The 17,741-nt window shown below is 56.1% G+C and carries 16 protein-coding genes; 6 read left to right on the forward strand and 10 right to left on the reverse strand.

Annotation, left to right across the window (positions count from 1 at the left end):
- Positions 1 to 2: 2 nt before the first annotated feature.
- Positions 3 to 899, reverse strand: coding sequence for a LysR family transcriptional regulator (locus tag V1566_RS13235; RefSeq protein ID WP_395303570.1), 897 nt, complete (start codon positions 897 to 899; stop codon positions 3 to 5).
- Positions 900 to 1,006: 107 nt separating this feature from the next.
- Here V1566_RS13235 and V1566_RS13240 point away from each other — a divergent pair, with 107 nt between their 5' ends.
- A complete protein-coding gene (locus tag V1566_RS13240) occupies positions 1,007 to 1,987 on the forward strand; it encodes an MBL fold metallo-hydrolase (RefSeq protein ID WP_395303571.1) in 981 nt (326 codons plus the stop codon).
- Positions 1,988 to 2,002: 15 nt separating this feature from the next.
- A complete protein-coding gene (locus tag V1566_RS13245; RefSeq protein ID WP_395303572.1) occupies positions 2,003 to 2,857 on the forward strand; it encodes an alpha/beta fold hydrolase in 855 nt (284 codons plus the stop codon).
- Between the two features lie 38 nt (positions 2,858 to 2,895).
- On the opposite strand, the gene V1566_RS13250 is transcribed toward V1566_RS13245, so the two are convergent.
- A complete protein-coding gene (locus tag V1566_RS13250) occupies positions 2,896 to 4,428 on the reverse strand; it encodes a YdgA family protein (protein WP_395303573.1) in 1,533 nt (510 codons plus the stop codon).
- Between the two features lie 99 nt (positions 4,429 to 4,527).
- The gene (gene manA, locus V1566_RS13255) at positions 4,528 to 5,703 is read right to left on the reverse strand and encodes a mannose-6-phosphate isomerase (protein WP_395303574.1); all 1,176 of its coding nucleotides are present in this window, start codon (positions 5,701 to 5,703) and stop codon (positions 4,528 to 4,530) included.
- A gap of 199 nt (positions 5,704 to 5,902) precedes the next feature.
- On the opposite strand from manA, the gene fumA reads away from it, so the two are divergent.
- The 3 genes from fumA to fumC all read left to right on the forward strand — a co-directional run bounded on the left by fumA (position 5,903) and on the right by fumC (position 10,314).
- On the forward strand, positions 5,903 to 7,549 hold the full coding sequence (gene fumA, locus V1566_RS13260) for a class I fumarate hydratase FumA (protein WP_395303575.1): 1,647 nt from the start codon (positions 5,903 to 5,905) through the stop codon (positions 7,547 to 7,549).
- Positions 7,550 to 7,782: 233 nt separating this feature from the next.
- The gene (locus V1566_RS13265; RefSeq protein ID WP_395303481.1) at positions 7,783 to 8,769 is read left to right on the forward strand and encodes an IS110 family transposase; all 987 of its coding nucleotides are present in this window, start codon (positions 7,783 to 7,785) and stop codon (positions 8,767 to 8,769) included.
- Positions 8,770 to 8,919: 150 nt separating this feature from the next.
- Positions 8,920 to 10,314, forward strand: coding sequence for a class II fumarate hydratase (fumC, locus tag V1566_RS13270; RefSeq protein WP_395303576.1), 1,395 nt, complete (start codon positions 8,920 to 8,922; stop codon positions 10,312 to 10,314).
- Here fumC and tus read toward each other — a convergent pair whose 3' ends face one another.
- From tus to rstA, 4 genes are all read right to left on the reverse strand, one after another.
- Positions 10,315 to 11,244, reverse strand: a complete 930-nt coding sequence (gene tus / locus V1566_RS13275; protein ID WP_395303577.1) for a DNA replication terminus site-binding protein — start codon at positions 11,242 to 11,244, stop codon at positions 10,315 to 10,317. It abuts the gene before it with no gap.
- A gap of 73 nt (positions 11,245 to 11,317) precedes the next feature.
- The gene (gene rstB / locus V1566_RS13280; protein WP_395303578.1) at positions 11,318 to 12,616 is read right to left on the reverse strand and encodes a two-component system sensor histidine kinase RstB; all 1,299 of its coding nucleotides are present in this window, start codon (positions 12,614 to 12,616) and stop codon (positions 11,318 to 11,320) included.
- 75 nt (positions 12,617 to 12,691) lie between these two features.
- Positions 12,692 to 12,952, reverse strand: coding sequence for a hypothetical protein (locus tag V1566_RS13285; RefSeq protein ID WP_395303579.1), 261 nt, complete (start codon positions 12,950 to 12,952; stop codon positions 12,692 to 12,694).
- Positions 12,953 to 13,197: 245 nt separating this feature from the next.
- Complete coding sequence (gene rstA / locus V1566_RS13290) at positions 13,198 to 13,914, reverse strand: two-component system response regulator RstA (RefSeq protein ID WP_395303580.1); 717 nt, start codon at positions 13,912 to 13,914, stop codon at positions 13,198 to 13,200.
- Between the two features lie 128 nt (positions 13,915 to 14,042).
- Between rstA and V1566_RS13295 the strand changes: the two genes are divergently transcribed.
- Positions 14,043 to 14,378 carry a GlpM family protein gene (locus tag V1566_RS13295; RefSeq protein WP_063142993.1) on the forward strand — a complete coding sequence of 112 codons (336 nt, stop codon included), beginning with the start codon at positions 14,043 to 14,045 and terminating at the stop codon, positions 14,376 to 14,378.
- On the opposite strand, the gene folM is transcribed toward V1566_RS13295, so the two are convergent.
- The 3 genes from folM to ydgH all read right to left on the reverse strand — a co-directional run bounded on the left by folM (position 14,375) and on the right by ydgH (position 17,648).
- A complete protein-coding gene (gene folM / locus V1566_RS13300) occupies positions 14,375 to 15,097 on the reverse strand; it encodes a dihydromonapterin reductase (protein WP_061715397.1) in 723 nt (240 codons plus the stop codon). The genes V1566_RS13295 and folM overlap by 4 nt on opposite strands.
- A 39-nt stretch (positions 15,098 to 15,136) precedes the next feature.
- A complete protein-coding gene (locus V1566_RS13305) occupies positions 15,137 to 16,519 on the reverse strand; it encodes an amino acid permease (RefSeq protein WP_395303581.1) in 1,383 nt (460 codons plus the stop codon).
- Between the two features lie 184 nt (positions 16,520 to 16,703).
- The gene (gene ydgH, locus V1566_RS13310) at positions 16,704 to 17,648 is read right to left on the reverse strand and encodes a DUF1471 family protein YdgH (protein ID WP_395303582.1); all 945 of its coding nucleotides are present in this window, start codon (positions 17,646 to 17,648) and stop codon (positions 16,704 to 16,706) included.
- Positions 17,649 to 17,741 lie beyond the last annotated feature (93 nt).

The raw sequence follows: 17,741 nt of genomic DNA on the forward strand, positions 1-17,741 counted from the left end.
TATCAGGTGTATTGCGTAAGCGGGTTGAGCAACAGTTCAGCCTCGAGTGCTTCCACAAACTTTCGTACTTTTGCCGGGATCAGGCGGGAGGTCGGATAAACCGCCCACACGGCCAGCGACTCCGGCTGGGCATCCTCCAGGACGATCCGCACGAGTTTACCCTCTTTGAACGCCGGTTCTACGTACCAGCGAGATAAGTTGGCGATGCCCATCCCACCGAGGCAGGCTTCGAAAATTGCCTCAATAGAATTCGCGGAGAATCGTCCCGATACCTTCTGTTTGTAGCGCTGTTCGCCCTGTTCGAAAGACCAGTGGACCGTGTCTGACGTAGTCAGACAGCTGTGTACCGCCAGATCGCTAAGCGATTTTGGATAACCGTTTTCTGCCAGATACTCCGCGCTGGCGCAGAGGTCGCGAGGGTTATGGCACAGGCGATGGGCAACCAGCCGGTTATCGCGCAGCGGCGCAATGCGTAACGCCACGTCTATGCCTTTGCCGACAATATCAACCTGTTCGTCGGTGGCGAGTAAATCGACCTGCAGGGCGGGATGCTGCTGCATGAACCGGGTCAGCATGGGAGCCACGATCTTCCGGCCAAACCCCGCTGAGGCGGTAATACGCAGGCGTCCGGAAAGATGCGTCCCCTCGGGAAACAGGTCGGCCAGCGCGTTATTTTTATCTTCCAGCAATGCCTGCGCATGGGGCAAAAAAACGGCCCCATCGCTGGTGGGTGAGAGGGAACGCGTGGTGCGGTGCACCAGCCTGACCCCCAGTTCAGCCTCAAGGTTATTAAGAGACCGTGATGCCGCCATGGCGCTCACAGAGAGCCGACGCGCGGCGCCCGCCAGGCTACCCGCCTTGACGGATTCGACAAACACTTCAACATCTTCCAGTTTCATTGTATCGATTTTCGTTATGCTGACTTATCAAAGTACATATCTACATTATTTATCGTTACGCTGCCATAGTCTCTTCACAACCTTAAAAATATCAATCTGGAGTGAATATGAAAAAGTTGAAAACGGTTCTGGCGTTCAGTGGCATGCTCTTTGCTGGCACATCGTGGGCAGATGCCCCCGCGCAGGTGAAACAGCAGGTCCCTGGCTATTATCGTCTGGCGGTAGGGGCATACGAGGTGACGGCGCTGTTCGACGGCTATAACGATCTTTCGCCAACGCTATTGCAAGGGCTTTCACCCGACAAGGTTCGCAACCTGTTGGCTCAACACAAAATTGATGCCGAACGCATGCCTACCGCCTTTAACGCCTTTCTGGTGAATACCGGTAAACACCTGGTCATGATTGACAGCGGGGGTGGCCACTGCATGGCGGAAACGGCCGGCCAGCTGGTCAGCAATATGAACGCATCAGGGTACCGTCCCGAGCAGGTTGATACCATTTTCCTGACCCACCTGCATCTTGACCACGTGTGCGGCCTGAGCGATGCAGAGGGTAAGGCGCTGTTCCCCAATGCCACCGTCTACGTACCGCAGGGGGAGGCCGACTACTGGCTTGACCCCGAAAAAGAAGCGAGCGCGCCGGCTAATGCGAAGGCGTATTTCGCTATCGCCAGGAATGCGCTGTCCGCGTATAAAGCCGCCGGGCACCTTAAAACCTTCGTTCCGCCAGCTTCGCCTATCCCGGAAGTCCAGACGGTATATGCCATAGGGCATACGCCTGGCAGTACCGTTTATCGCTTTGCGTCGCAGGGAACGGCTATCAACTTCATTGGGGATTTGATTCATGCTCCTGCCGTCCAGTTCCCGCACCCTGAAGTGTCTATTCGCTTTGATGTCGATCCGAAAAAAGCCATCTCATCCAGGGCGCAGGAGTTTAACGCGCTGGCGAAAGACGGTGAGTGGTTGGCCGCAGCGCATCTGCCTTTCCCTGGTATCGGGCATATCACTTCCGGGCAGCAGGGCTATAGCTGGAATCCTGTCAATTACGGTCCTTATCAACGTGCGGCCAACGTGCCTCTGCTGAAATAAAGTGAGGTGATGAGCATGAAAAGTTACACCGTAACGGCAAACGGTATCCGTCAGTTTGTGGTCGAAGAGGGTGAAGGCGCACCGGTTATTCTCCTGCATGGTTTTCCTGAAACAAACTATGCCTGGCGCTACCAGATACCCGTACTGTCCCGGCACTACCGCGTCATTGCACCGGATTTACGCGGGTATGGGGAAACGGATAAACCGGCCTCTGGTTATGATAAACGGAACATGGCGAGGGACATCCGGGAACTTATGCGAGTGCTGGGTCTGGAGAAAGTGGTGCTGGTTGGACACGATCGTGGCGCTCGGGTTGCCACCCGCTTTGCTAAAGATTATCCCGAGTTAATCGATCGTCTGGTGGTAATGGATAACGTGCCAACGCGGATTGTGGCGCGCGATCTGAATGCGACGATTGCGCGCGCATACTGGTTCTTCCTGTTCCATCTTGTACCAGACCTGCCGGAAGCCCTGATTGCGGGTCGGGAGCATATCTGGCTGCGCCACTTTTTCTCGGACTGGACCTACAACCCCTCGACCATTAGCGGCGAGGCGTTTGACACCTATGTTCGGGCGTATCAGGCGCCGGGTGCCGTGCGCGGCGCGATGGCTGACTATCGCGCCAACGCAGAGGATGTGGCGCAGGATATGGCTGACGCTGAGGTGAAAATCACCTGCCCGGTAATGTCGCTGTGGGGTAATGATTTTCATGCGGTCGGCAAACTTTTCGATATGGAAAGCGTCTGGGCCGAAATGGCGGAGAACCTGCGGGCGCAGGGTATTGATGAGTGCGGCCATCTGCCGCAGGAGGAGCAGCCAGAGAAAGTGAACGCGTTTCTGCTGGATTTCCTGGCTGGATGGAAAAGCTAGCGGGCAATAAAAACCCCTCATTCGAGGGGTTTTGACGTTTACTGCTGCGGTGCCGCCGGTTCGGCTGGCGCTGCCGGTTCAGCCGGTTCCGGCATCCCCAGCGTCGGCATACCAAACATGCCGACAAAGTCTTCCAGCGGCATCTTGTCGCCGTTAAGCGTTACCTGGCCGTTGGCGTACTGCAGGCTGGTGGAAATCGTGTTGTTGTCCACTTTGGTGATGCGGAACATCTGGCCCATGGCCGCAAGACCTTTCACCTGCTGGTTAGCCAGCTTGCCGGCGTCTTCATCGCCGTAGCCTTCCAGCTTCGCAATTTGGGTCATAAACTCGGTCGCCATATCCATCGGGATGGTCAGCTTGCTGTCGAGCGACTTCACGCTGCGATCCACTTCCTGTGCCAGCGTCTGCGGTTCGCCCGTTGCGGTTGCCGGATCTTTCAGGAACAGAGACAGGTTAAAGCTGGTTTCGCCTTTGCTGTTTTTCCAGCTCAGCGGCGCAACGGTTACCACCGGCTCGCCCTTCAGCAGGATAGGGAGGTTGTTGAACAGTACCGCCATCGCCTGCTGCTGGTACACCTCAGGGTTCTGCTGCAGCGCGGCATCGGTCAGCAGCGCCTGGCTCTCTTTGCTGTATTTCTGGCTAAACTCATGCCACGCCTGGCCGTCGATATTGCCGATCTTCAGCGACAGTTTGCCGGTGCCCAGATCCTGATTCTGCACTTTCAGGCTCTTCAGCGTGTAGTCCAGCTGTGTGTTGATGCTCTTACCGTCTTTGGAAACGTCGGATTTGCCGTTGACGTCCATGCCTTCCAGCACGGCCATCTCTTTTCCTTCAACCGCAATGGCAACCTTGTCGAGAGACAGTTTTTGATCGCCGATACGCTCCTGGAAATCGGTCATTCGGCTGTTGCCGTCAGCTTTCAGGTTGCTGAAGGTGAGCTGAACTTTTTGGTTATATTCATTCACGGCATTGACCAGGCCACTTTCCGCTTCACCCGTCAGGGAGAACACGTTTCCGTCGCGGTCAGCATCGAGTTTGAAGTGGCCGCCGCTGAAGGCGACTTTCTCATTCTCTTTCTCGTAGTTAAGCGCTTTCAGAGCAATATCGGAACTTGTGTCACCGGCATAGCTAATTCGGGTATTAATGTCGAAAGGCGATTCATTCTTCGCCAGGTCAAACAGCGGTTTGGTGACGTCGTTATTCACCAGCACGGTATGAACAGACGCCATCGACGGGATCAGGTTAAAGGACTTCAGCTGCGCCAGCGGCAGCGGACCGTGGCTCACCACCTCGTCCAGCACCACGCTCTGGCCCGGTTTCAGCCAGCCGTTTTCAGCACCGGCAACCGGCTTCACCACCAGCTGCATACGGCTGGTAAACACGCCGCGCTGATAGTTCTGGTAGCTCAGCTCAAGGCCCGCCTCCGGCGCACTGCGCTTAATCTCTCCGTTAGCCTGCGCCACCATCTCAGCCAGACGGCCTTCCAGCTGTTTCCCGGTAAACCAGGAGGCACCCGTCCAGACCACGCCTAACGCTACAATCACTCCAACCGCTACGACCGATTTTTTCATTGCGACTATCCCTAAAATGAAACCAGGCGGTAAAAACCGCCTGGAGATATTAAGCCTGCAACTAGCTTAGCAAGAGTTGTTAAAAAATTCAGTAAGTGCTTAAAGCTTATTGAAAACGCGCGCCAGACGACCGGTGCCGCTTACGCTAACCGGAGACTCATTGGCTGCAACGAATGCTGACTCACCGGGCTTAAGCACCAGACGCTGTTCGCCTTTGCGCAGCGTCGCTTCGCCCTCCACGCAGAACAGAATCGCCGCGCTCTCCTGCGCAATGGCGGTTTCGGCCGGGTTCAGGTCGTGCAGGGAGAAGGCAAAATCCTCAACCGGAATCGGGAAGTCCAGCTCTGCGCCGTTTTTCACCGGCTGAGTCAGCAGCTCCGCGGCCGGTTTCGCCACGAACTTCACGTTGGCAACCAGCTCAGGGATATCAATATATTTCGGCGTCAGGCCCGCGCGCAGCACGTTATCGGAATTGGCCATCACCTCCAGCGCCACGCCCTGAAGGTAGGCGTGCGGGGTTTCAGCGAACAGGAACATTGCTTCGCCCGGGCTCAGCTTCACCACATTTAGCAGCAGAGGGGAGAACAGGCCGCTGTCGTCCGGGTAGAATTCAGAAATCAGACGGATGGTCTCCCACGGTTCACCTTGCTGGCTGCCCAGGGCTGCTTTCAGCACCGCCAGCGCGTGAGATTTCTCTTCACCCTGCATATTCAGCAGGCTGGCAAACAGCTGACTCAGCGCGTCTGCGTTCGGGTTTTCGAGGAAGTGGGCGATAGCCTTGTTGGCACCCGCTACCGGTTGCAGCAGCGAAACGATCTCTGAAAACTCGCGGAACGCGTTCATCGCCAGGAATGGGGTCAGCGCAAACACCAGCTCCGGCTTATGGTTAGGATCTTTGTAGTTGCGCTCGGCGGCGTCTAACGGGATACCCGCCGCGTTCTCTTTTGCAAAGCCGATTTCAGAGGCTTTCTTGTTCGGGTGAACCTGGATGGAGAGCGGCTGATCGGCGCACAGCACCTTAAACAGGAACGGCAGTTCGCCGAAGCGGTGAGCGACCTTGTCACCCAGTAGGGCGGCTTTATCGGCATCAATCACGTCACGCAGGCTGCGTACCTGGCCGCTGGCGTCTTCAATTTTTGAGCTGCTCTTCGGGTGCGCACCCATCCACAGTTCTGCCATCGGCAGGTTGTTCGGGTTCGCGATACCGTAGAGATCCGTTAACGCAGTTTTACTTCCCCAGGCGTAGTTTTGCACTGAGTTAATGAGTTTTTGCATTATCAAGCCCTGATTCAATTATGGAATTAACTCCGGGTATTAAAGCAATAAACCTCATGGAAGTAACCTGTGGATGTAAAAAGTCGTACTAGTCTCAGTTTTTGTTAAAAAATTGTGTAGGATAAGCTGACTCGCTTTTAAGCCGGGCAGCGGAACATCTGCCCTGAATAAACAGACCGAAGCAGTAAGTGAGAGACCAATGTCGAATAAACCCTTCCATTATCAGGATCCTTTCCCCCTTAGTAAGGATCGGACCGAGTATTACCTGTTAACCCACGATCACGTCTCCGTCTCTGAGTTTGAAGGACAAGAGATCCTCAAGGTTGATCCGCAGGCGCTGACGCTGCTGGCGCAGCACGCTTTCCACGACGCCTCGTTTATGCTCCGTCCTGCGCACCAGCAGCAGGTTGCTGATATTCTGAGCGACCCGCAGGCCAGCGAAAACGATAAATACGTTGCCCTGCAGTTCCTGCGTAACTCAGACATCGCGGCGAAAGGTGTTCTGCCAACCTGTCAGGACACCGGCACGGCGATCATCGTCGGTAAAAAAGGCCAGCGCGTCTGGACCGGCGGCGGTGACGAAGCGGCCCTGGCGCACGGCGTCTACAACACCTACACCGAAGACAACCTGCGCTACTCGCAAAACGCGGCGCTGGATATGTACAAAGAGGTCAACACCGGCACCAACCTGCCGGCACAGATCGATCTCTACAGCGTCGACGGTGACGAGTACAAATTCCTCTGTATCGCCAAAGGCGGCGGTTCAGCCAACAAAACCTATCTCTACCAGGAAACCAAAGCGCTGCTCACCCCGGGCAAGCTGAAGAACTACCTGGTTGAGAAGATGCGCACCCTTGGCACCGCGGCGTGCCCGCCGTACCATATCGCGTTTGTGATTGGTGGTACCTCGGCTGAAAGCACGCTGAAAACCGTCAAGCTGGCCTCAACTAAATACTATGACGGCCTGCCTACCGAAGGTAACGAGCACGGCCAGGCGTTCCGCGACGTGCAGCTTGAGCAGGAACTGCTGGAAGAGGCGCGTAACCTGGGCCTCGGGGCGCAGTTTGGCGGCAAATACTTTGCCCACGACGTGCGCGTGATCCGTCTGCCGCGCCACGGAGCCTCCTGTCCGGTCGGGATGGGCGTATCCTGCTCTGCGGATCGCAACATCAAAGCGAAGATCAACCGCGAAGGCGTGTGGATCGAAAAACTGGAAAACAACCCGGGCAAATACATACCTGAAGAGCTGCGTAAAGCGGGTGAGGGTGAAGCGGTTCATGTCGACCTGAACCGTCCGATGAAAGAGATTCTGGCGCAGCTTTCGCAGTACCCGGTTTCGACCCGTCTCTCCCTGAACGGCACGATTATCGTGGGCCGCGACATCGCGCACGCGAAGCTGAAAGAGCGTCTGGACAACGGCGAAGGGCTGCCGCAGTACATTAAAGATCACCCGATCTACTACGCAGGTCCGGCGAAAACGCCTGAAGGCTACGCGTCCGGCTCGTTAGGCCCGACCACGGCAGGCCGCATGGACTCGTACGTTGACCAGCTGCAGGCCAACGGCGGCAGCATGATCATGCTGGCGAAAGGCAACCGCAGCCAGCAGGTGACGGACGCCTGCCACAAGCACGGCGGTTTCTACCTCGGCAGTATCGGCGGCCCGGCTGCGGTTCTGGCCCAGGGCAGCATCAAGAGCCTGGAGTGCGTGGAATACCCGGAACTGGGTATGGAAGCGATCTGGAAAATTGAAGTGGAAGATTTCCCGGCGTTCATCCTCGTGGATGACAAAGGTAACGACTTCTTCAAACAGATCCAGTCGTCCCAGTGTTCGGCGTGTGTGAAGTAATTCTGTAAATTGCCGGGTGGCGCTGACGCTTACCCGGCCTTGTATTATCCTTCCGTGCAGAAAGAACCGGCCAGTTCTTTCTGCCATGCAGTCCACATGCCGTACCCGGCCTTAGGCCACGAGCCTGTGTTGTAGATCCCTGCAGTGGACTGCACCTTCTCCACAAGTGACAAACCGGACAGTATCATGGACCGGTTTTCCCGGTAATCCGCATTCACAAGGTTGGTTTCACTATGGAACAGGAACTTCACTTTATTGGTATCGATGTCTCCAAAGCTAAGCTGGATGTCGATGTGTTGCGACCTGATGGCCGTCACCGCAGCAAAAAATTTACTAACACACCTAAAGGTCACGAGGAGCTGCTCAGCTGGCTCCGCAGCCATAATGTGGCTCAGGCACATATCTGCATGGAAGCGACCAGCACCTATATGGAAGACGCAGCAGCATCCCTCAGCGATGCCGGTTTCACCGTATCCATCATCAACCCGGCTCTTGGTAAAGCCTTTGCGCAGAGTGAAGGCCTGCGCAGTAAAACCGATGCCGTTGATGCCCGTATGCTGGCAGAGTTCTGCCGGCAGAAGCGTCCGGTAGCCTGGGAGGCACCTCATCCGCTGGAGCGCGCGTTGCGGGCGCTGGTGCTGCGTCACCAGTCCCTGACAGACATGCACACGCAGGAGCTGAACCGTCGTGAGACGGCGCGGGAGGTGCAGATGCCGAGCATCGATGCGCACCTTCTGTGGCTGGAAGCGGAGCTGAAGCGGCTGGAGAAACAGATAAAGGACCTGACGGATGATGACCCGGACCTGAAGCACCGGCGAAAACTGCTGGACAGCATACCGGGTATCGGTGAAAAGACATCCGCGGTGCTGCTGGCGTATGTGGGGCTGAAGGACAGGTTCGGTCAGGCGCGGCAGTTCGCGGCTTTCGCAGGACTGACACCGCGGCAGCATGAATCAGGAAGCAGCGTACACAGGGCAAGCAGGATGAGTAAGGCTGGCCATGTCTCGCTTCGCAGGGCGCTGTATATGCCCGCGATGGTGGCGCTGTACAAAACGGAGTGGGGAAAAGCGTTCAGGACGCGTCTGGAAAAGAACGGCAAGGGAGCGAAGCTGATAATCGGAGCGATGATGCGTAAGCTGGCGCAGGTGGCGTATGGCGTCCTGAAATCAGGACGCCCGTTCGATGCCACATTGCATCAGGAAAATGCTTGCGTGGCATAACAGTATCTACATTCTCGTAGGTCGGGTAAGGCAAAGCCGCCACCCGACACCAATAAGAGCGCACAAAGCGCCATATCGTTTCCCAGAAGTCATCAATACTTATCCCTTAAGCATGTGAGCAATCCCTCTTTTGTTATCAAGGAGAAAGTAATGACTACGGTACGCCATGAGAAAGACTCGATGGGCGCCATCGACGTCCCGGCCGACAAGCTTTGGGGCGCGCAAACCCAGCGTTCGCTGGAACATTTCCGTATCTCGACTGAAAAAATGCCCGTCTCGCTGATTCAGGCGCTGGCGCTCACCAAACGCGCCGCCGCTAAAGTGAACCAGGATTTAGGCCTGCTGACGGCAGACAAAGCGACCGCCATCATCAATGCCGCCGACGAAGTGCTGGCGGGCAAGCATCCCGATGAATTCCCCCTCGCCGTCTGGCAGACCGGTTCCGGCACCCAAAGCAACATGAACATGAACGAAGTGCTGGCAAACCGGGCCAGCGAACTGCTGGGCGGCGTGCGCGGCATGGAGCGTAAGGTCCATCCGAACGATGACGTCAACAAAAGCCAGAGTTCCAACGACGTCTTCCCGACGGCGATGCACGTAGCGGCGGTGATTGCTATCCGCGAGCAGCTTATCCCGCAGCTCAACGTGCTCAAATCCACGCTCAACGAGAAAGCGCAGGCCTTCCGCGACATCGTTAAAATTGGCCGTACGCACCTGCAGGATGCCACGCCGCTGACGCTCGGCCAGGAGATTTCCGGCTGGGTGGCGATGCTGGAACATAATCTGAAGCATATTGAGTACAGCCTGCCGCACCTGGCGGAGCTGGCTCTCGGCGGGACGGCGGTTGGGACCGGGTTAAACACCCATCCAGAATACGCGGTACGCGTGGCGGAGGAGCTGGCAAACATCACCGGACAGCCGTTCGTCACGGCGCCCAATAAGTTCGAAGCGCTGGCGACCTGCGATGCGCTGGTCCACACCCACGGCGCGCTGAAAGGGCTGGCGGCCTCGCTGATGAAAATCGCCAACGACGTGCGCTGGTTGGCCTCGGGCCCGCGCTGCGGCATTGGTGAAATCAGCATCCCGGAAAACGAGCCGGGCAGCTCTATCATGCCGGGTAAAGTGAACCCGACCCAGTGCGAAGCCATGACCATGCTCTGCTGCCAGGTGTTGGGCAACGACGTGGCCGTCAATATGGGCGGGGCATCCGGCAACTTCGAGCTGAACGTCTATCGCCCGATGGTGATCCACAACGTTCTGCAATCGATTCGTCTGCTGGCAGACGGGATGGAGAGCTTTAACGAGCACTGTGCGGTGGGGATTGAGCCGAATCGCGAGCGTATCAGCCAGTTGCTCAATGAATCCCTGATGCTGGTGACGGCGCTGAATACCCATATCGGCTACGACAAAGCCGCCGAGATCGCTAAAAAAGCGCACAAAGAGGGGCTGACGCTGAAAGCCTCCGCCCTGGCGCTGGGCTATCTGACGGAGGTGGAGTTCGACGCCTGGGTTCGCCCGGAAGCGATGGTCGGCAGCCTGAAATAATCATCCCGCTACGTACAGGTGCAGCCGCGGAATAATCAGCTGTAGCGGCTGCGCCTGAGGTCTGTAACGGTGCTGGACATTGTCCGCATCGTAATTCAAAAGCTCACCAATATCCGGCACGATGGCTCCCCGATCGGCGTCATAAAGCGCAATCAGCGGCGTCGGACAGGCATACTGAACCTGTTTTTGCTGTCCGGAATACCAGACGCGGGCAATAGGCTGCACCTTCACCGGGCGCTTTATCTTGAGGCGCGTGTCCGCCGGCAGCGAGGCGATGCTGTGGTACTCCTGCTCCAGGCGCTCAATCCACTGTTCACGCGACCACGGCGCGACGGTGCGCGGCGTCTTCAGGCTTTTTTCCAGCTGCGCCAGAATCTCATCCCGGGTGAAGTTTTTAATGATGTGCTTATTCGCCCAGCCGAAGCGCAGCGTGGCGGGGTGACGCAGAACCGTTAGCGTGCGGTAGGCATTCAGGGTAATCAGCCCAGGAAGCTGGCGGTGCACCCATTCAAACCGGGCGGCAGGGGCGAGGCCGGACTCTTCGGTGATGATCTTTTCAAATGCCGCTTTCAGGGTGTTGATATGGGTAATCTGGTTTTCCAGCGCGTCGCGCGTTGCCGCATCGGTTTGCAGGCAGATCACGCCGGGCAGACGCACGGCCGCCTTACTGCTGCGGTTTTCTGACTGCTGCTGGATAAACAGGCGGCGATAGTGCTTCAGCGCCAGCTCAAGGGCGGCGCTGCCGATGTGTTGTTCAACCTCGATGGCGTCCAGCGGGTCGTGTTCGGCCCCTTTAGCCACCTCGGGCAGGGTAAAGACGCGCGCGGCCAGCAGGCGGCAGTCCTGCAAACGTTCGGTCAGGGTCAGGAGCTCGTGTTCTATTTCCCGAAACGTGCTGTTCAGCCGTTCGAGGAGATCGTAGGTCGCCATAAACACTCTCATTAGTTACAACATACTTATCATATAGCACAGCACGCCGGGTCAGGCCAGCGTGCGGTTGAGGTCAGGCTGGGAGGGGAAGGGCGATGTTATGGTACACCGGCCAGCTAAAGCAGAATCGCGCGCCGCCGAGCTCGCTCTCTTCACAATGCACCGTGCCGCCCATCGCCTGCGCGATAGAGTAGACAATCGCCAGCCCCAGGCCGCATCCGCCTGTGGCGCGATCGCGGCTGGGGTCGAGGCGGACAAACGGTTCAAACACGGTTTCTCGCGCTTCCGGGGCGATCCCCGGCCCGTCATCCTCCACCGTCAGGCTGGCCTGATTGCCCTGCAAATCCAGCCCGATCTGTAGCGTACTTTCGCTGTAGCGCATGGCGTTGTTGATCAGATTGTCCAGCACGCGCTCCATCAGACGCATATCGAGCGCGCCGTAATCACCCGGCGTGACGCGGGTCAACAGCGTGCGCTGCGGGTTCACGCTCTGAACGTCATCGATGTGGGTTTGCAGCCAGGCGGGTAGGTCCGGCGTGCTGAGGTTCAGCTCGTTTTGCGGACGATCGAGGCGTGCGTAGGTCAGCAGCTCCTCAATCAGCCCTTCAAGCTGGCCAATGTCGCGGTTCAGGGCCTGAGACTCCGCTTCCGTCAGATTCTCGCTCATCTCCAGACGATAGCGCAGGCGAACCAGCGGCGTGCGCAGCTCGTGCGCAATCCCGTCGATCAACTGCTTCTTACTGGCGATAAGGGCATTGATGTTATCGGCCATCTGGTTAAAGGCCACGCCCAGACGTTCAAAGCTGGAACCGCTGTCGAAGTGAATGCGTTCGGTAAAATGCCCCTCGCCAAAACGCTGCGCGGCGGATTCCAGCTTCAGCATGTCCTGCCAGTGCGGGCGCATCCAGATGAAGACCGGAAACGCGAGCGAAATGGCGATAAAGGCCATCAGCGCCATGTCCAGCAGACGCATCTGGTGCAAATAATAGAGATAGGGTACCGGCCCGACGGCCAGCACATAATGGCTGCGCGGAATACGCTGGATAAAAGTGTATTTCTCATCCAGCGCGACGATGTCCCCGTCGCGCAGGCGCTGCATGGCGGGCGGATCCAGCTCAAAATCTTTTAACGGCTCGATGCGTAAATCGAATGACAGATTCAGATCCAGCTCTTTGAGGGTTTTCGCCCAGTCGTGCGGCGGGATCTCTCTCAGCTCGCTGCGCATCAGATAGAGCGAGCTTTTCATCAGATCGTCCAGCGACTGCCTGCCCGCACGCTCGGCGGTGAATTTATAAACCAGCCCGACCAGCATGGTCATGACCAGGAAGCAGACAAACAGCAAAAGATAAAACTGCACAAACAGCTTTTTCATTGGATCTCACCGAAGAAACGCTTTGTGCAGAATATACATGAAAACCCGTCGATATTTTCATGTCTGTGAAACGTGTTACATGGCATTCGCGCTGTTTTTTACCTTGGCGATGAGTGTTTCCGTTACGGCCAGTCCTTCCGCAATGTGCATATCAATCACATCGGTACCGAATTCGTTAATTAAATCCAGAAGTATTTCGTAAGACTGGATGAGTTCAAGGAGATCAAAGAGCGCTTTCTGATCGGCGCGTGAGGGGGAGATATGGCTAAGCGCTGCCTGATTAACAATCCATTCAAGATTGGTTTTGATGGCTTCGACCTGATTGTAGTTATACATATGTCATGGACTTAAATCCTCATATCAAGATTTTATGGGAGAGGTATCGTGAGAGCTTCACGGAGAAAATGCGTTGTAGCCGGGTCAGTGCCAGCTGAAGAAAGGACTGTAGAAGGTTTAATTATGGAATAGTTCGCGTGCTTAGCAAGTTAATTGTTGCGCAAACGTAAAAATAAACGCGCGAAAGAAGGGCATCGTCGCGCAATGCCTTCATTTCGCGCAGGTTATCTTATCGGGAGACGCGATCAGGTTTCCCACGCATGTGGGGCAAACAGGTAACCCTTATTACGCACGGTTTTAATGCGGTAGGGCTCGGTAGCGTTATCCAGAAGCTTTTTGCGCAGACGCGAAATCGCCACGTCAACGCTGCGGTCCATGCCGTCATAGCTCACGCCACGCAGGTTTTTCAGCAGCGCGTCGCGGTCCATGATTTGCCCGGCGTGCGTTGCCAGCTCCCACAGCAGGTCAAAATCTGCGGTGGAGAGGGCGATAAGCTCGCCAGAGAGCAGCACCTGGCGGTTAATGGGGTCAATAGACAGCGTACCGAAGCGCATCGCTTTGTGCGGCGTCAGAGACGGCGCAGGCGCTTCGCGTTCGATGCTGGCGTGCTGGCGCAAATGCAGGCGCAGGCGTGCAAGCAGGACGGCAGGCGGTGTGGTTTTCAGAATGTAGTCATTGGCACCCATCTCCAGCGACAAAATGTGGTTCATATCGCTGTCCAGTGAGGTGAGCAGGACGATAGGGCCCTCCCAACGGGCGCGCAGGTCACGGCAGAGCGTCATGCCGTCTTTGCCTGGCAACATGATATCCAGCAGCACCAGATCCGGGTTTTCACGGACGACCACCTCTTCGGCACGATCGCCGCGAGGTTCAACAATGACGTCCATATCATGTTTACCCAGATAGGCGGCGATCAATTGCCCGACTTCGGGTTCGTCTTCAACATAAACAATCTTATTCATACAGCGTCTGTTTTCGTGAAAAAAGCCAACATACACCGCGAAACCTTAACCTTCCATTAATCTTTCAAAATTAACGCCGGTTCCGTTATTCTGAGTCATATTGTTACTTGATTGTAATAGGAAAAAGTATGGGGTTGGTGATTAAAGCCGCGCTGGGCGCGCTGGTGGTGTTACTGATTGGCGTTCTGGCAAAAACGAAAAACTACTATATTGCCGGGCTGATCCCTCTTTTCCCGACCTTTGCGCTGATTGCTCACTATATTGTGGCTTCGGAACGGGGCACGGAAGCGTTACGCACGACCATCGTGTTTGGCATGTGGTCTATCATCCCGTATTTTCTCTACCTGCTTTCGCTGTGGTATTTCACCGGTTTTCTGCGTCTTCCCCTGGCGCTGAGCGGAGCGGTGGTCTGCTGGGGACTCAGCGCCTGGGTGTTAATTTTCTTCTGGAGCCGCTTTCACTAGCGCAGCGGTCGGCCGCCGTCCACGGCAAAGGTTCTGCCGGTGACGTAGCAGCTGGTGAGCAGGTAATCCACAAGGTCGATGACCTCTTTCTCGCCCGGGGCGATTTTCATGAGCGACTTATTCAGCGCCTGCTGGCGATACTCCGCATCATCGTTTTCGTTAAACAAAATCATCGCCGGGGCGATGGCGTTCACCTTCACCTCGGGTGCGAGTTTGCGGGCAAACGAGCGCGTCATGTTATCCAGAGCGGCTTTACTGGCCGCGTAGGCGATGTGCTTGTCGCTTCCGCGCTCCACCACATAATCGGTAAAGTGAATAATGTCGCCCGCAGCGTGCCCATGACCGCGGAGTAGATCCTGCAGAGCGTGGTTGAGCAGATAAGGGGTATTAACGTGGATCTGCAGCATGGCGGAGAGCGTTTCGCTGAGTGACGTACCGGGTTTTTCGGCACGCCATGCGCTGGCGTTATGGATCACGGCGCGCAGCCCCGTCGTGGTGGATTTCACCTCTTCCGCGAAAGCCAGAATGCCTTCATCGGTTGAAAAATCAGCCTGAATGCAGACAGCACCGGCTTTGCGTAACCCTTCAATCGACGGGTATTCCGTACGGTAGCTGACAATGACCGGGTGGCGAAGGTTGAGAAAGTGATGGGCGAGGGCGAGGCCGATACGGCGGCCTCCGCCGGTAATCAGTATTGGTCGAAGCGGTGCATTTCCCATCGTATTCTCCTTTACAGTTCAACAATGGGAAAGGCGATGCTATCCCATTAACATCCAGGTTGCCGGTAGGGCAGCAACCAGTAGCAGTCCAATTAATGCCATCTCACGGCGTTTCAGCGCTTTCTCCAGCTGATGCGTGCGGCGGGCGTAGATAAACACCAGCAGACCCGGTGCGTACAGCACTACCGACAGCAGCAGATGCATAGGTCCGGAAGCATACAACAACCACAGGCCGTAAATACAGGCTCCGACACCCACGACATAATGCACCGGGCGTGTGGCAATTTTTAACAAATATGCACCCACTAAGAAATAGGGTACCAGAATCATCTCCGAGGCGATGGTCAACAGGGTGTTATAGTCTGAACCTGTGAGCCAGATCAGTACCAGACAGACCTGAACGCTGATGTTGGTCAGCCAGAGTGATGCCGACGGCGCACTGTTTTTGTTTTGACGGGCAAACAGACGTGGAAACGCTTTGTGCGTTGAGGCCAGGAATGGCACCTCAGCCGCCATGATGGTCCAGCTCAGGTAAGCCCCGCAGACGGAGACGATCAGCCCTGCGGCAATCACCACATCGCCCCAGGGACCGAGCATTTTCACCATCAGGCCTGCCATTGACGGGTTACGCATTTCAGCCAGCTCAGGACGCGCCACCACGCCCAGCGACAGCAGCGTCACCAGCAGATAGACCCCGAGCGCGGCCAGTACGGCCAGCAGCGTCGCGCGGCCCACATCGCGTTTATTCCGTGCCCGGGCAGAAACCACGACCGCGCCTTCAACGCCGATGAATACCCACAGGGTAATCAGCATCGTGTTTTTCACCTGCTCCCAGACGGGAACGCCCAGCGCAACGCCGCTGAAATCAAGCTTGAATACGTCCATACGGAACGCAATAAAGGCCAGAACGATAAACAGGCCGAGCGGAACCAGTTTCGCCAGCGTCGCCACCAGGTTAATGCTGGCGGCCGTTTGTACGCCACGTAATACCAGCCAGTGGACGAACCACAGTAACACCGAGGCCCCCACAATAGACTGCCAGGTATTCCCGTCGCCAAAAAGACGCAGCTCAGGCGTATCGGTAAAGAAACTGAGCGCCGAGAAGACGATCACCAGATAGGAGACGTTGGCGATAACCGCACACAGCCAGTATCCCCAGGCGGAACAGAAGCCAATCAGCTCGCCAAAACCTTCACGCGCATAGGTAAAAATGCCGCCATCCAGGTCCGGGCGAATGCGGGTGAGCAGCAGCATGGCGAAGGCCAGCAGCAGTATTCCGACACCCGTAATGCCCCAGCCAATGATGAGCGCGGAAGGGCTGGCAACGGCCGCCATATTTTGCGGCAAACTGAATACGCCCGCACCCAGCATTGAGCTTAAAACGAGTGCAGTCAGAGCACTCAGGCCAAGTTTCTTTTCCATTGGCTTCCTGTTATGAAAGGTCAAAATCCAGAATAATTATTTCGCTCAGGCGCATAAAAATGGTGGATCACACTAAGGCGCGGGATTTTACGGAGTGTAACGAAAGCATGCAATGACGTGTGGCAGAAATTCAAAAAAAGTAACAAAAAAGGCGGCATTGCGCCGCCTTTCGTAAACAATTTTGTTACTTATACAGATCGGCGCTGATGGTCACGTTGTTACCACGTTCCTGCCACTGGCGGGTGATGTGGTAATACTTCGCCCCTTTCTTCGCCGCACGCTTCGCGACCTGGTAAGAGACTTCCGTCATGTTGCCGTAGTTGCCGGTAAACTTGATGCTGTCGAACGGCACCATCTGCGCTGCTGTGGCGTTGTTCAGCTCTTCAATTTTGGTACCGTCTGGCAGCGTAACAGAATAACGGCCACCTTTCGTGGACTGCGTTTCGAAGAAACGGCCCACTTCAGCGCTTGGGGCAGCCGTCGTTGCTACGCCTGGAATTTCAACTGTCTTCGCTGCTTCGCCGCCTTTTGCTATTGCCGCGCGACCTGCTTCTGAATTCGCCGGGATGGCATCCGGGCTCTGCAGAACACGTTTTTTCGCATCTTTTTTATAGATGAACGCGGTAATACGCTGGTTGCCACCCTGGTTAGCATCGACCTGACGCACGATGTAGAAAGAGTCGGCCCCTTTCTCTTTCGCGGCTTTGGTGATGGCATCGTTCACTTCAGGCTGGCTGCGATAGAAGCCCTGAACGGTGACGGTGTCGTAAGGTTCCAGCTCAATCGCCTGATCTTTCGGCAGTTCAACAACACCGTTGATCACGCGGTTTTTCGGTGCGTCAGCTTTTGGCGCATTGTCTTTGAACAGCGCAATGGTCACGCGCTGGTTACCGCTGTTGCCGTAATCGGACTGGTCAACGACATAAAACGAGGCAGCCCCGTTTTTATCAGCAGCTTTTGATGCCGCGGCGACGGCGTCGCCAATAGAATTATAACGACCCACAATGACCGTATGGTCAAAAGGTTTTAACGCTGCCGCTTGCTCCGGCGTTAACTCTGTTGCGGCATTCGCAGACAGGGCGGTCGCGGAAAGAAGTGCGGACGCCAGGAGTGTGTTCTTAAGCTTCATAAAAATGATCCTTCGCCTTGCGCAAACCATGTACTGGTATTGTTGTTAATTTGAGACGGTCCCGATTATTGCATTTAAAACCCGTCGCTGTCT

Origin of the sequence: Enterobacter sp. ECC-019, assembly GCF_043974075.1 — a bacterium.
GTDB lineage: Bacteria > Pseudomonadota > Gammaproteobacteria > Enterobacterales > Enterobacteriaceae > Enterobacter > Enterobacter asburiae_D.